Raw genomic sequence first — 14,494 nt, forward strand, 5'->3', positions numbered from 1 at the left:
GGGTCAGCCGCTGCCGTAGGTGATCAGGCCGACGGCGAACAGCGGCAGCGCCACGAAGAGGAAGACCCCGAGCGCCGTCAGCGGCTCGTCGCCGCCGGACTCCTCCTGGCCCGGCCCCTGGCCGAGGAAGGCGCGCGCCTCGGCGGTGGCCAGGCGAGGCGCGAGCGTGCCACCGACGAGCGCCAGCAGGCCGGCGACCACCATCAGCGAGAGCGCGAAGCGGCTGCGGAACCCCTCGTCGGCCACCACCGCCCACACCCCGCCGGCGAGGGCCGCGGTCAGGCCCGCGACCGCGAGCATGGCGACGACCTGGCGGATCGCGGCGGCGACGGGCACCAGGTGACCCTAGGGCAGCGATCCGGATTTCCGGCACCGCAGAGTCCCCGCGCGCCGCCGACGAGCAGCCCGTGCACCCCGGGGCACCGGTACGGTCCGCACCATGGCGGAGCCGACGAAGCCCCCGGAGAAGGACTGGCAGCAGGGCACCGGCCTGGCCCTGGGGCTGGCCCTGGGCGCGGGGCTCGGGCTGTCGCTGTTCGAGAACCCGGGCGTCGGCGCGGGCATCGGCCTGGCCGTCGGCGTCGCGATCGACGCCGCCATGCGGCGGAGGACGCGGGACTGATCCGCTGCGGTGACGCCCGGTCGACCCGGGCCGAGGGGTAGCCGGGCACGTCGCGGCAGGTGGAGACGGGACGCCCGAGTTGCGCCGCGTGATTGCCGGATGGATCTTCCGGGCAGTGCACGCTGCGACTGCCCAGTGGCATCGAGGAAAGAGGTCACCATGCTCGTTCGCCGGATCGCCCGGCCCCTGCTCGCCGCGCCCTTCATCTACGGGGGGATCAGCACGCTGCGCCAGCCGCAGGACCGCGTGCCGGGCGCCACCCCCGTGGTGGAGAAGATCGCCGAGACCGCCGACAAGCAGCTCCCGGTGGAGCTGCCCCGTGACGTCGAGCAGTGGGTCAAGGTCGACGCCGCCATCAAGGTGGCCGCCGGTTCGTTGTTCGCCCTGAACAAGTTCCCGCGGCTGACCGCCATCGCGCTGTCGGCGTCGGTCGTCCCGACGACGCTGGCCGGGCACCGGTTCTGGGAGCACGACGACCCGAAGGAGAAGTTCGGGCAGCTCTCGAACTTCCTCAAGAACACCGGCCTGTTCGGCGGGCTGCTGCTGGCCGCCGTCGACACCGAGGGCAAGCCGTCGGTGGGCTACCGCGCCAGGCGGGCGGCGAAGCGGGCCGCCGACGCGACCGAGAAGAACTACGAGAAGGCCTCCAAGCGCGCCGTCAAGGCGCAGAAGAAGGCCTCCCGCAAGGCCGGCAAGAAGACCGGCAAGGGCGCCCTCAAGGCGCTTCGCTGAGCGCTCCGCTCCCGCCCGCGGCCGCGCTCCGGAGGATCGCCTTCCTCCTGGAGCGCGCCCGCGAGGCCAGCTACCGCGTGGGTGCGTACCGCACCGCCGCGGCGGTGGTCGACGGCCTGGACGAGGCCGAGCTGGACCGCCGCATCCGCACCAACACGCTGAAGGACCTCAAGGGCATCGGCCCGAAGACGGCGACGGCGGTCGCCCAGGCCCACCGGGGCGAGGTGCCCGAGTACCTGGCCGCGCTGGAGGAGACCTACGCCGGGGAGCTGCCGGCAGCCGAGGACGTCGCCGCCTTCCGCGCCGCGCTCAAGGGCGACCTGCACGCCCACTCCGACTGGTCCGACGGTGGCAGCCCGATCCGCGAGATGTCCGAGGCCGCGATCGCGCTGGGCCACGAGTACCTGGCGCTGACCGACCACTCGCCCCGGCTCACGGTGGCCAACGGGCTCTCCCCCGAACGCCTGGAGCAGCAGCTCGACGTCGTCGCCGCGCTGAACGAGGAGCTCGCGCCCTTCCGGATCCTCACCGGCATCGAGTGCGACATCAACGTCGACGGCTCGCTGGACCAGACCGAGGAGCTGCTGGGCCGCCTGGACGTCGTCGTCGCGAGCGTGCACTCCGACCTGCGGGCCGAGCGCTCGGCGATGACCGAGCGGATGCTCGCCGCCGTCGCCAACCCGCACACCGACGTCCTCGGTCACTGCACCGGTCGGCTGGTCATCGGCCGGAGGCAACGCGACGGGACGCAGAAGCCGCGGCCGGAGAGCCAGTTCGACGCCGAGGCGGTGTTCTCCGCCTGCATCGAGCACGGCACCGCGGTGGAGATCAACTCCCGCCCCGAGCGGCTGGACCCACCGCGGCGGCTGCTGAGCCTGGCGGTGGAGCTGGGCTGCGAGTTCGCCGTGGACACCGACGCGCACGCCCCCGGCCAGCTGGACTGGCAGTACAACGGCTGCGAGCGGGCGGTCGAGTGCGGCGTCCCCGTCGAGCGGGTGGTCAACACCCGCAGCGCCGACGACCTGCTGGCCTGGGCACGGGCCTGAGCGCACCGAAGCGGCCTCCGGCGCGCCGGGCCCGGGTACCGGGCCGCTGCCCGCGCCGACGGCCTGATCGGCACCCACCCGCATCGTTCGCGGGGACGACGTGGTCTGTACGCCCACTCACGCACGGTGGGTCGGGCCGCGCGTTCCCTTGCCCCGGGGGGCGATGGGTTGCGCCCTCTCCTCCCCAGCGGAAGGGTCCCTGGTGCCGGAAGCGTGGTCGGGGTCCGGGCACGTGGGTTCTCACCTGCGGAGAGGGGGTCCTGGTGGTCGGCGGTGTGGGCGCGGGCTCCAGGGTTCCCGTCGCCGCGCCCGCTTCCACGGGTCCGCTGCGGGGGCTCGGGGAGCGCGGGAAGCGCGGGAAGCGCGGGGAGCGAGTCTCCGTCCATCCTGGGCTGCTTCTGCTGCTGCTAGCCTGCGGTTGGGCGCTCCTCGTCATCGCGGCCGGTGCTGCGCACGCTGACGACGAGCTCACCGCTCCGGTTCCACCTGCCGCCCCGGGTGCCGCGGACCCGGTTGCCGGTCTGCCGCCCCTCGACGACCCCGTCGAGCCGTCCACCGGCGCGGAGGTACCGCCCCCCGGTGCGGACCGCGACACCGGCACGACACCCCCCGGGCAGGCCACCTCCACCGTCGAACCACCGCCCGCGCTGCCCGCGGCGACGCCCCCCGGGCACCGGCGAGACGTCGCCCACCCCACCGCCCGTCGTCGAACTGCCGCCCGGTGCGGACGTCCCCGTCCCGGCCGGGCCCGCGCCCCCACCCTCGCTACCCATACCCGCACCCGCCGGGACCGCGCCGCCCGCCGTGGAAGCACCGGCCTGGCCGGCGCCATCGGCCGGGCCCGACACGGCGGACGGCGGGACGGCGCAGCCGACAGAGCCCGCGACCCTCCACGTGCCTGCGCTTCCGGACGACGGCCCCGGCCCTGCCCGGCGACCGGTCCACCGCGGTAGGCCGGCTGCTGCGCACCCCTCTACCTCGACGCGCTCCCCGGCCTGCTCGACGTCGTGCGGGGTGACCTGCCGCTCCGCTCCAGGTGCCGGTGATCCCCGTGGCTCCACCGAGGTGGGTCAGGACTCCGCCCGCGACGTGCTGGCCCAGAGCAACCGGACGTCGATGTTGCGCTCGTACTGTCCGCGATCGCATGCGCGCTGGCCACGTGACCGGGCGGAGATACCGCGGAGGTATGAGACCCGGGCATCCGGATCGGGCGTCGGTGGTGGCACCTCCCGACCCCCTGGACGATCGGGCGACCTATGGACTGGGTGTGGACGGCAGCCCTCACCTGGCTGGCGCTCGCCTGTCCGCTCGCCCTGCTGACCGGCCGCTACCTGCGGCGGTCACACCTGCACCACCGGTTGCCGCTCGGGCCCATGGGGGGGCTCCCACGAGCAACGACCCGGTGACCGGCCGCGTCGGTCCGGTCCGTCGCCGACGCTGGCCCGGTCGGTGCACCCACCCGGCTCCGGACAGACCGGTCCGGGCCAGCGGCCGGCCCGCGGAACGGCGGGCACGCCGGGTCCCGATCCGGTGACGCAGCCATCACCGGCCGAGCGGCTCGCGGAGGCCGAGGACACGGCCGCACGGCCGCCCTGCCGGACCCGGTCCCCCCGGCACCGGCGTCCCTAGCCGCCGCGGCACCCCGCCGGATCACCCGTACGTGTAGGCGTCCGCCGGGGTCGGTCCCACTAAGCTCGGCAACCGTCGACGTCCGCTGCTCGCGCGACCGGCACGCGGCCCCGGGCCGTTCCCGGTGGCTCCCGACGGCGGCCACCATGCCCTCCACGTGTGACCCACGCCGGGTCGGATGGGATGAGAAGTGCTCTCCAGCGCGCCGAGCGACGCGACCGGAGGCGGCGCTCCGCCGTCGGCCCGTCTCCGGGTCACCCACGTCATCCACTCGCTGGGCCCGGGTGGCGCCGAAAACGTCCTGGTCGAGCTGGCCGACGTGGCGGACGCGGCCGGGATCGATCTCCAGGTCATCGCGCTGTCGCCCGTCCCGCGGCCGGTCCACGCCGAGGCGCTGCGCGCCCGCGGTGTGCCGGTCGTGGAGCTCGGTCGCGGCCGGTGGGACGCGCGGGCGATCCCGGGCACGATGGCCGCGATCCGGGACTTCCATCCGCACCTGGTCCACACCCACCTGAAGCACGCGGACCTGGTCGGCGGTGTGGTCGGCTCCCTGCTCCGCCTGCCGGTGGTCTCCACCCTGCACATCGTCGAAGACGCCCCGACCGGCCGGCTCGGCCGGTACAAGCGGACGGCCGGCCTGGTCGCCCGGCGCCGCACGGCGGCCCGGACGATCGCCCTCAGCAGCCGGCAGCGCGAGTGGTACCGGGAACTGGCCGGGAACGACGACGCCCTCGTCGTGCTGCCGAACGGGGTCGCCGACCCCGGTCCGCAGGACGGCGCCGTCCGCGACCGGATCCGGGCCGAGCTGGGCGCCGGCCCCACCCGCCCGCTCATCGTTTCCGCGTCGCTCATGCGGCCCGAGAAGGGCCACGATCTGCTCCTGGACGCCGTCGCCCTGCTGCCTCCCGCGCTGCGACCGGTCGTGGCGCTGGCCGGCGACGGCGAGCTCCGCCCGGTGCTCGAGGCCCGGGTCGCCGATGGCCCCCGCCTGCGGGACCTCGTCCGGTTCCTCGGCTACCGGGACGACGTCCCCGCCCTGCTCCGGGCCAGCGACCTGGTGCTGCACACCAGCCTCGCGGACGCCCTTCCGACGACGGTGATGCAGGCCCTCGCCGTCGGGGTACCGGTGGTGGCCACCGATGTCGGGGGGATCCCCGACATCGTCGGCGAGGACGCCGGGGTGCTCGTGCCCACGGAGGCCGAGCGGATCGCCGAGGCCGTGGTCCGGGTCCTGGGTGACCGCTCCGCCGCCGCCGCCATGGGGGCGGCCGGTCGCCGGCGGTTCGCCGAGAACTTCGCCTCCACCGTGTGGGCGGACCGGCTGCGGGCCCTCTACGACACGGTGCTGGCCGAGCACACCTCCCAGGGCGACCGCGCCGCCGGCTGATCCGGCCGGTGAGCACTCGATGGGCGCGGGCCCCCGAAGTGCTCACCGGCCAGCGATCACCGCGGCACGCCCGCCCCGGTGAGCTCCTGCGCAGGAGCCGGGTCGGGGGATGACGTCCGTCGGTCGCGCCTGCGGTGCCGCGAGTCGGAGACGAAGCCGGCGACCGGGACGCCACCGCCGACCACGGCGAGCGCCAGGGGGATGAACGCCACCCGCCGGTCCAGCGGCTCCTCCGGCGGCGAGAGGATCGGTGCTCCGGGGAGGCCGAGCGCCCCGTACAGCGGGCTGAACTCGTTGAGCGCGTCGACCGCCGCGGTCCGCACGGCAAGCGCCACCTCGGAGGCCTCCTGCGGATCCTCGGCTCGCGCCCTGACCACGACAAGGGCCGAGCGGACCGACCCGTTCACCTCGACGTCGACGTCCTCGGGCCGGCTCCCGTTCGCCCGCAGGCCTTCCTCCACAAACCGCGGGTTTGTGGCGATCCCGGCGAGCGTCCGGACCAGGCCGGTGCGGCTCAACGTGTCCAGGTCGTAGGAGGGGGACTCCGACCCCAGCTCGTAACGGACCACGAGCTGCATGCTCGAGGTCGCCGTCCACATGGGGGTCTGCCGCCCGGGCAGCGTCCAGAGCGCCGCCGCCAGCACCAGCAGCCCGAGGACGACGACGGCCATGGAGGCCCGCAGGCCGGCGCGGAGCCACTTCGAGAACGGCTCCCCCCCAGCAGGTTCCGCGGCGATCCAACCGCCCGGCTCCGCTCCGCGTTGCCGGTCCACCTCGCGGCGCGCCCGGATGTCGAGCGCCGCTCCGAGCGCCGCGACGAACAGGAACGTGCGGAAGGTGGCCAGGTGGAGGAAGAGGCTGGCGACGGCCCACCCGGCCAGCGCGGCTAGGACCGCGTTCGACAGCGGGACGGGCGCCGCGGCCTGCACGGTCGGGCCGCCCCGACGGGCCACCAAGCGCGCGCGCACGGCCACGAACGCGGCGGTCCCGATGAGCAACAGCCAGGCCGTCAGGCCCAGCAACCCGCCTTCGGCCGCCGCCTCCAGGTACTGGTTGTGGGGGGCCAACGGCGGGCTGTCCAGGGCGAGCCGCCGCAGGTACTCCGGCTCCACGGCCAGGAAGTTCCCCGGCCCCACCCCCAGCACCGGGTGGTCGACGATCATCTCCAGTGCCACGCGCTGCGCGGCCACGCGCCCCTCGAGCGAGGGGTCGGCGACCTCCAGGCCCGAACCGGCGCCGATCGCACCCAGGGTGAGCAGCCGGCTCCCGATGCCGGGCACGAAGAGGGCCATGCCGGCGGCCAGGGGGGCCAGCAGCACGGTCTTCGCGATCCGGCCACCGGCCAGCACCGCCCAGAGGCAGGTGACCAGGAAAGCCGCGAGCAGAGCACCCCGCGAGCCGGTGAGCACGATCCCCAGCAGGATCGACCCCGCGGCGAGGAGCCACCCGGCCCGGCGCGGCCAGGTCGTCGCCAGCTGCGCCACCGACAGCGCGAAGGGCAGCCCGAGCACGAGCACGCGGCCCCAAAAGTTGGCGTCCGCCTGCGGCCCCGCGTGCCGGGCCGTGGCACCGCCTAGGTCGGCCATCAAGGGCACGTTGGCGAGCCCGGCGAAGGTCATGTCGTTGCCGATCACGAACTCCTGGATGGCGGTGAGCCCGGACAGGACCGCCAGCGTCAGCGCGATGGCCTGGGCCATCCGCCGGGGAGCGTGGCCCGGGACCAGCAGGAGGGCGCCGACGGCCAGTGGCCACAGCAACGCCTTGGCCTGCTCGGCGACGGCGGAGAGCCCGACTGCCGCGTCGGCGATGGGGGACGCATCCGCGGGCACGTCCTGGCCGGTGAGCGCGGAGAGGGTCTGGACGACCAGGTAGAGCACCGCTGCGGCGGCGAGGGCGGACCAGCCCGGCCGGAGCTGTCCGCGCGTGTAGGCCAGCCCGGCGGCGACGAGAGCCGCGCCGAGGAGGAGCGTCTCGAGCCGCGGGATCCCGTTGGCCGCCGCGACCCCGGAGAGGTTGGCGAACTCCGCCACCGTGACGAACACGAGGAACGGCACCGGGCGGACGAGCAGGAACGGCACGGCGAACATGCCTGCCGCCACCACCGGGGCCGTCAGCGGCAACCCCACCAGCGCCGTCGCGACGAGCACGGCCACGCCCAGTACGACGCAGCCCAGGGCGAGGGCCGTGGACAGCAGGCCGGTGCGGACCGGCGAGGAGGCCGGCTGCACCCGCGGAGCTGTCTCCGGGAGGCGGGTGGCCGAGCTCACCGAACCGAGGGAGCGGTCAACGGGTCGTCCATCTTCCGCGCCTCGGAGACCCCTGCGCCGTCGGCCTGCACCGGCTCGGCGGTCTCCGTGGGCGGTCCGTCGGTGCGCAGGGACCGGGTACCGTCCGCGTGGCCGTCGACGGTGGCCGGGACGGGCGGCAGCGAGCCCATCGGCACGGTGCGCCGACGGGCGTTTTGCAGCGAGCGGATCGCCAGGTACGCGGCCAGCCCGGCGATGACGGCGACGGCGCCGACCACGGCGGCGAGCACGCCGGGCGAGAAGCCGATGCGCTCGGCGGAGCCGTCCGCCTCGTCCACCACGGAAACCTCGTACGGGGCCCCCAGCTGGCCGAAGTAGGGCTCCACTTGGCCGAGCACCGCATCCGCGCCGGTCTCGGCGGCTGCGGCGTCCTCGGAGGTGACGGCCACCTGGATCAGCGACGTGTCGGGGACGACCTCGACGGACACTCCGGCCTCCACGGCGCCCTCGGTCGCGGCCTCCGGGTCGGCCCGCAGCGCCAGGATCTCGGCGAACGTGGTGGCGACCTGGCCACGGCTGAGGGTGTCGTAGTAGGCGGCGGCCTCGTCGGCGCCGGGCGCCGGGAGGACGACGAGGGTGGTGGTCGCCCGATACTCCACCGGGCGGGCCTGCCAGAAGGCGGCTCCCGCGAGTCCGACGAGCGCGGCGACGACTAGCCCAGTCAGTATCGCGACCCAGCGGCGGGGCCGGGGGGCGCGACTTCCGGACGACGGCAGGTGGGTAGACGTCACAGGGCTCAGGCTAACCGCCGAGTCCGCACAACTCGGTGCGCCGGCCCACGCGAGAAGTTCTCATGTCCTGCAGTCACCTGATCGGGTAGCCGCGCGTCCCTCGCATGCGCGATCGGTCACTGCGTCCCGTCCCAGGTCTCCAGCACCCGCAGGCGGTCCCAGGGGATGTGCGCCATGCGGTAAAAGTCCCAGGGGAACTCGGCGATCTCCGCGTAAGCCTCCTCGCCCTCGGGCGCCCGCTCGAAGGCCACTGCCAGGGCCGCCTCGGAGCTGTCGCGCAGGTAGCCACCGTAGGTCTGCAGCGCCTTGGCCACCGCGACCTCTCCGGCGGTGATCCCGGGGATCGACTCGACGTCGATGGAGGGGTCCAGCTGCAGCCGCGCCCCCTGCGGAAGGCAGGTGCCGCTCTCGGCGTGCCCGTCGGTCTTGGTCGCCGGGTAGCGGTACTCGCCCGGGCAGCTCAGGTCGGAGGCGAAAGCCAGGGCGTGCGCGATCTCGCCCTCGCGGATCTCCTCGAGGCGGACCAGCCCGGCGAGCAGATTGATCCCGGCACCGGTCGATCCGCCGGCCGCACCGCCGGACTCCCCCCCGATCCCGTCGCCGTCCAGCGACGCGTGGGTGCCCCAGGATGCCGTCCACGCCCCGTCATCGGCACGCTCCGCCTGCCAGAAGTCGTACACCCGGCCCGCCTCGTGGTCGATCACCACCATGGCTCCGTCGCTGCCCGAGCTCGCCTCCGCGTCCGCCGGGATGGGCACCGGCTGGTCCTCCAGCGGGCAGTCACCCCAGTCCTGCGTGCAGCGGACCTCCACGAACGGGGTGTCCTCGGTGGCCTCGTAGACCGGGACGGCGTACTCGTCGAGGAGTGCGACCGCGCCGCCGTCCTCCACCAGCGCGGCGATCATCTCCTCGCTGTCCTCGTCGAGGGCCGGGTCGTCGGGGACGGGGGTGTTCCACGGGCTGTCCTCGCCGAACAGCTGCCCGGTCAGCTCGTCCGGGCCGGCGTCGTCCGGCTCGCTGGGCGACGAGCAGGCCGCGGCGAGGACGAGGAGCGCGAGGGCGAGCGCACCGGCGACTCGGTGGGTCATCCGGCACCGGGGGGCGCGCGCGGGGCGACGACGGTTCATACCCGCCCCTCCGGTGGCCGAGACCTCAGCCGCGCCAGGGCCCGGGACAGCTGCCGCACGACCCGCCCCGCGGCACGCAGCAGCGGGCCCCGCGGACGGCTGGCTAGCAGCGCCTCCGCGAGGCGCTGCAGGAGGCGGGCCGGCAGGACGGCGGCCAGCGGCAGCCCCACTGCCAGCGTGGCGCGCTGGACGGTGTCGACGTCCGGGCCGGGGCGCAGGACGCCGCCGATGCCGGCGCGCAGCAGGTGCCCCACGCACTCGCCGGCGGGCCCCGGGTGGCCGGCCGGGTCGAGACGAAGCGACAGCAGGCGCTGCAGCACGTGCTCGGGATTGCGGAGGGGGAGGTCGACACCGGCCGCGCGGCCGTGCTCGGCGGCGATGCGCTCGAGGTAGCGCTGCCGGGTGAGGTCGTAGGAGATCCGCTGCCGGATGCCGGCGAGATCGACCTCGCCGGAGTAGGCCCACAGGTTCCCGCCGTGCAACCGGTAGGAGCCGAGCTCACGGTCGACCGACACGACCGGCCCCTCGAAGACGCTGGCCAGGTTGAGGTAACCGTCGTTCGTGTTCCTGAAGTCGGCCTCCGGGATGGGCAGCACCTTCTCCAGCACCACCCGCCGGAAGGCGTTGCCGGTCGTCACGGGCGTCACGTAGTGGCCCGTGGCCACCAGTTCCGGCACCACGTCGCCGGTCGGCATGGGGACGTCGGCCGGTGGGTCGACACCCCGACGCTGGCCGTCACCGTCGATCAGCGACAACCGGAACTGCACCTTGCTGCAGTCGTCCGTCCAGGCCTCGGCGACGGCCGCGGCCGCCTCGGGATCGAGCAGGTCGTCGGCGTCGAGGAACATCACCACCTCGCCAGAGGTCGCCGGCACGGCGGTGTTCATGACCGAGGAGTTGCCGCCGTTGGGCTTGAAGATCGACCGCAGCCGGTCACCATACCCCTCGATGATCTCCCGCGACCCGTCGGTGGAGCCGTCGTCGACCACCAGCACGTCCACGGGATAGGTCTGCGCAAGTGCGCTATCGATCGCCGCCGGCAGGTACTCGGCGTAGTTGTAGCTGATGACGACGACGCTGATGGTGGGGGTAGGCATGGACTTCCCGCAGGTAGGCGAGCCGAGCGGCGACCGAGGCGCCAGCCGGTTGTGTCACCCACGGTAACGTGTCGACCGGGTGTGGAGTTCCGCACGCTGGAACACCACCACTGGGCCGCACCTGCCAGACAGCAGCGGGCTCGATAAGCCCGATTACGACATCCCATGGTGTGGGACGTCAAGCCGCGTTAGCGGTGAGTTGAGGCCAGGCAGCTTCCTCGCGGTAGAGGGTTCGGCTCTTGAGGCAGCCGTGCAGGAGGCCGACGAGGCGGTTGCCCAGCTGGCGGAGGGGGGCGTGGTGTCCGACTCCGCGGGCGCGGATGGTGTCGTCGTAGGCGCGGGCGCCGGGTGAGGCGGTGAGCGCGCAGAAGGCCCATCGGTGGGTGGCGTCGGCGAGGTGGTTGTTGCGGGCGTAGCGGGCCAGCACCACGTGGCGGGTGCCGGAGGCGCGGGTGCTCGGTGAGGTGCCGGCGTAGTTCTTGCGGGCGTTGGCGTCGGCGTAGGGGGTGTGGTCGTCGCCGAAGTCGGCGAGCACCCGGGCGCCGAGGACCGGTCCCAGCCCGGGCTGGCTGGCTGGCTGGCTGGCTGGCTGGCTGGCTGGCTGGTCACGATGTCAGTGTCCGGGTGTCGGCCAAAACCCTCGGCCACCACCGCCTGCAGCTCGGCGATCTGCGTGTTCAGCTAGACCGCGCTGGCCACGATGACCGCGTAGGCGGCCTCGATGGGCGGGGCCTGGCGAAGCGCGGGCACGCGGAGCACTGCCTGGATGACCTCGGCCCGGGTCTCCGGGTCGCGCCGGTGGGCGCGGGGCAGTGCCGCGGTGATCTTCGACCTCGACAGCCGTGCCGCCCGCGCCGGGTCCGGAGCTCGCTCGAGCAGCTCGAGCGCCTCAGAGGCCATCAGGTCGGGAAAGGCCTCGAGCGCGGCGGGAAAGAGATCGCGCAGCGCGCTGCGCAGCCGCTGAAAGTGGCGGGTGCGGTCCCAGATGAACGCCTGACGCGAGCGGGCGACCAGCTTGAGCCCTCGACTTCGGGGCTGTGCCCGGCCATAGGCCGGTGGTGGGCCCGATCCAGGCGGACGATCGCGGCCAGCATGTGCGCATCCCGCGGTGGGACTTCGCGCCCGAGCTGCCGTGTCGCTCCCGATGGCGGGCCACCTGCACCGGATTGAGCGGGAACACCTCGTAGCCGGCCGCGACCAGCGCCGAGACCCGGGTCCCGCGGTCGGTCTCGATCCCGACAACGACGTTGTGCACGACGAACCCGGTGTCGGGGTCGACGTCGTCCTCGGCGAGGTGCTCGGCGAGCAGCTCGTGCAGCCGGGTCGGCCCAGCGATGCCCTCGGGCAGCCGGGCCCGCGCCAGCCGGCGCCCCTGCTCGTCTTGCACCTCGATGTCGTGGTGGCCCTCGGCCCAGTCATCGCCCACGACCAGCATCCGTGCCCTCCTTTGCCTGAGTTCCTGCGGTCGGCAGCGTGGAGGGAGACAGCCAGCGGACTAATGGTCCAGCGCTCACCGGACGACCCGGGGCACGTCATCCCATCAGCGGTCAGGCCCCCTCACGACCGGTGCGTGCACGATCTGACGCTAGAAATCCAAACCGTTCCAGTCGTTGCAAGTGCTGCCCCACCGGCCGCTACCGGCGCCGAACCTGCCAGACAGCAGCGGGCTCGGTAAGCCCCATTAGTCGTGTCGGTCCCGGCACACGGACGAGGCCGGACCGGCGCCGTGCGGCACCGGTCCGGCCTCGTGAGCCGACGGGCGAGTGCTACCGGACCACACGCATCCGGTTCCACGGAATGTGCGGCATCGAGTAGTAGTCGCCGGTGAACCCGACCGCCGGGTAGGGGTCAGCCTCCCCGATGGGCGCCTCGAAGGCCACGCAGATGTTGGCCCCGCAGTTGTCCCGGTTGATCGCCCCGTAGGTCTGCAACGCCTTGGCCACCGCGCGCTCCCCCGGCGTGATGCCGGGGATGGCGTCGACGTCGATCGAGGGGTCGAGCTGGAGCCGGGCACCCTCGGGGATGCAGTCGGACCGGGACGACTGCCCGTCCGTCTTCGTCGCCGGGGCGCGGAACACGCCGGCGCAGGAGTTGTTCGTGGCGATCGAGATCGCGTGCGGGATGTTCAGGTTGCGCATCTCGAAGGTGCGGACCACCCCGGCCAGCGTGTTGATGCCACCCCCGGTGGCACCGCCGTTGGGGCCGCGGCCGTCGCCGGTGAGCGGGGCGCACGTGCCCCAGCCAACGGTCCATTGGCCGGGACCGGCCTTGCGAGCCTGCCAGAAGTCGCAGGAGGTGCCCGCGGCGATGTCCACGATGATCATGCGCCCGTCCGACCCGCTGGTGGGCTGGGCGTCGGCCGGGATGCGGATCGGCCGCCCCTCCAGGTCGCAGCTCCCCCAGTTCTCGGTGCAATCCACGGTGGCCGTCGGGCTGCCGGCGTCCGCCGTGAACACCGGGTCGCCGTAGGCGTACAGGTTGGCGGTGGCCCGGTTGCTCGCCGTGACACTGCGGATCATCGCGGCGCTCCCTGGGTCCAGGGAGGGGTTGGCGGGGATGGGGGTGTTGTAGGCACTGCTGGCCGAGAACGGGCGCCCGCTGGTGGCGGTGAGCGCACCGATGGCGGCGCTGGCAGGCGCCGCCGCTGCAGGCCCGGCCGACTGCGCCCCGGCGGACGGTGCCGGCGTCTCGGCCGGGGCCGGGATCTTCGCCTCGGCCGAGGCGGACGGCAACTGCTCACCGGCCTCCGGCTCCGTCGTCGCCGCAGGAGCGGTGGTGGCTTCCGGGGCCGACTGCGCCTCGGCGGTCTGCTCGGCGCTGGGCGACTGCTCGGGCGCCGGAGCCGTCGCGGCGACGGGCATGCAGGTGCCGCGCGGGTGCTGCCGGAGCACCTCGATACCGCTGATCAGCGGGGTGCCCACGATACCCCGGCCCTCGATGGTCAGCTGACCGTCGGTGACCCGGGCCTTCGCCGTCTTGACCACGGCCCGCTGCGACCCGCGGGCGGAGGCCACGATGTCGACCCGGCGGAGCTCCGCACGGCCGGCCTCGAGGTTGACCGAGAAGACGCGACTGCCACGCGCGGCCACGCGCCCGTCGGCACCCGAGGCGGGCTCTGCAAGGTGCAACCGGGTCACGTAGGTGCCCGACTCCGGGACCGCCACGGTGTAGTTGAATTCACCGGTGAAGGCGCTGCGGTAGAGAACGTCGGCGCGGGTGCCCCGGATGTCCACGGTGTCCGCGATGAGGGACGCACTCTCCGGCGCGACCGCCGGGTCGGCCGACCACGCCCGGCCTCCCGCCGTGATCGCCGGGCCGCCGAGATTGACCCGCGCCACCGGGCTGCTGTTCGTGGTCCCTGACGGGCACTGGGCCGAGCCCGCGGTCAGCAACTCGCTAGAGACGGGGGCCACGACAGTGGCGAGGGTGAGCGCAGCGAGGCCGAGGATCGGGGTGGTCCCCCGCCTCATGAGCCGGCGGGTGAGCGGCATCCGGAGAGGCCGTGCGTGACGCGACATGTGTGGTTCCTCGTGGTGGTTCGGTGCGTACCGGCGAACGGCCGACGAGCCGCGCCCGGGCATGGCTCAGCCAGGGGCGGGCACGCCGACACGCGCCGGAGGGGAAGACGGGGAGGCGCCGGGCCTCCTGCCGCAGCAGCCACCGTCCGGACCGGCTGCCCGGGCAACTGACTGACTTACTGTCATTGCCCGAACACATTGAGCTATTCAGGCGGACGTAAGGTTACGGACTGATCACGGGCTGTCAAGCTTTCGGGTGATTTTCGTGAGCGCTCGCCTTGAGTTCCGCCGCGGTCTGC

The 14,494-nt window shown here is 73.9% G+C and carries 10 protein-coding genes and 1 pseudogene; 4 read left to right on the plus strand and 7 right to left on the minus strand.

Annotated features, from left to right (window positions below):
- Positions 1-3: 3 nt before the first annotated feature.
- Complete coding sequence (locus ACI79K_RS12090; RefSeq protein ID WP_456599801.1) at positions 4-336, minus strand: hypothetical protein; 333 nt, start codon at positions 334-336, stop codon at positions 4-6.
- Between the two features lie 103 nt (positions 337-439).
- On the opposite strand from ACI79K_RS12090, the gene ACI79K_RS12095 reads away from it, so the two are divergent.
- From ACI79K_RS12095 to ACI79K_RS12110, 4 genes are all read left to right on the plus strand, one after another.
- Entirely contained in the window at positions 440-622 is a 183-nt protein-coding gene (locus ACI79K_RS12095) for a hypothetical protein (RefSeq protein WP_456588396.1), read from the plus strand.
- Positions 623-781: 159 nt separating this feature from the next.
- Entirely contained in the window at positions 782-1,354 is a 573-nt protein-coding gene (locus ACI79K_RS12100; RefSeq protein WP_456588395.1) for a DoxX family protein, read from the plus strand.
- The gene (locus tag ACI79K_RS12105; RefSeq protein WP_456599862.1) at positions 1,351-2,400 is read left to right on the plus strand and encodes a PHP domain-containing protein; all 1,050 of its coding nucleotides are present in this window, start codon (positions 1,351-1,353) and stop codon (positions 2,398-2,400) included. The genes ACI79K_RS12100 and ACI79K_RS12105 overlap by 4 nt, the downstream gene beginning before the upstream one ends.
- Positions 2,401-4,219: 1,819 nt before the next feature.
- Positions 4,220-5,416, plus strand: a complete 1,197-nt coding sequence (locus tag ACI79K_RS12110; protein WP_456588394.1) for a glycosyltransferase family 4 protein — start codon at positions 4,220-4,222, stop codon at positions 5,414-5,416.
- A gap of 56 nt (positions 5,417-5,472) precedes the next feature.
- On the opposite strand, the gene ACI79K_RS12115 is transcribed toward ACI79K_RS12110, so the two are convergent.
- The 6 genes and pseudogenes from ACI79K_RS12115 to ACI79K_RS12140 form a co-directional block, all read right to left on the minus strand.
- The gene (locus tag ACI79K_RS12115; RefSeq protein ID WP_456599802.1) at positions 5,473-7,683 is read right to left on the minus strand and encodes an O-antigen ligase family protein; all 2,211 of its coding nucleotides are present in this window, start codon (positions 7,681-7,683) and stop codon (positions 5,473-5,475) included.
- On the minus strand, positions 7,680-8,321 hold the full coding sequence (locus ACI79K_RS12120; protein WP_456599803.1) for a hypothetical protein: 642 nt from the start codon (positions 8,319-8,321) through the stop codon (positions 7,680-7,682). The genes ACI79K_RS12115 and ACI79K_RS12120 overlap by 4 nt, the downstream gene beginning before the upstream one ends.
- A 248-nt stretch (positions 8,322-8,569) precedes the next feature.
- Positions 8,570-9,541 (minus strand): hypothetical protein, encoded by a 972-nt coding sequence (locus ACI79K_RS12125; protein WP_456588391.1) that lies wholly within the window; start codon positions 9,539-9,541, stop codon positions 8,570-8,572.
- Between the two features lie 35 nt (positions 9,542-9,576).
- Complete coding sequence (locus ACI79K_RS12130) at positions 9,577-10,677, minus strand: glycosyltransferase family 2 protein (protein WP_456588390.1); 1,101 nt, start codon at positions 10,675-10,677, stop codon at positions 9,577-9,579.
- Positions 10,678-10,855: 178 nt separating this feature from the next.
- Positions 10,856-12,112, minus strand: a pseudogene (locus ACI79K_RS12135) (IS110 family transposase).
- Positions 12,113-12,443: 331 nt separating this feature from the next.
- Complete coding sequence (locus ACI79K_RS12140) at positions 12,444-14,090, minus strand: malectin domain-containing carbohydrate-binding protein (RefSeq protein ID WP_456588389.1); 1,647 nt, start codon at positions 14,088-14,090, stop codon at positions 12,444-12,446.
- Between the last annotated feature and the right edge of the window lie 404 nt (positions 14,091-14,494).

The organism is Blastococcus sp. SYSU DS0616 (genome assembly GCF_054051015.1).

Bases quoted from the DNA above. Each gene is read 5' to 3' on its own strand.
- ACI79K_RS12100 (WP_456588395.1), top strand. From the start codon at position 782: ATGCTCGTTCGCCGGATCGCCCGGCCCCTGCTCGCCGCGCCCTTCATC.
- ACI79K_RS12095 (WP_456588396.1), top strand. From the start codon at position 440: ATGGCGGAGCCGACGAAGCCCCCGGAGAAGGACTGGCAGCAGGGCACC.
- ACI79K_RS12125 (WP_456588391.1), bottom strand. From the start codon at position 9,541: ATGACCCACCGAGTCGCCGGTGCGCTCGCCCTCGCGCTCCTCGTCCTC.
- ACI79K_RS12130 (WP_456588390.1), bottom strand. From the start codon at position 10,677: ATGCCTACCCCCACCATCAGCGTCGTCGTCATCAGCTACAACTACGCC.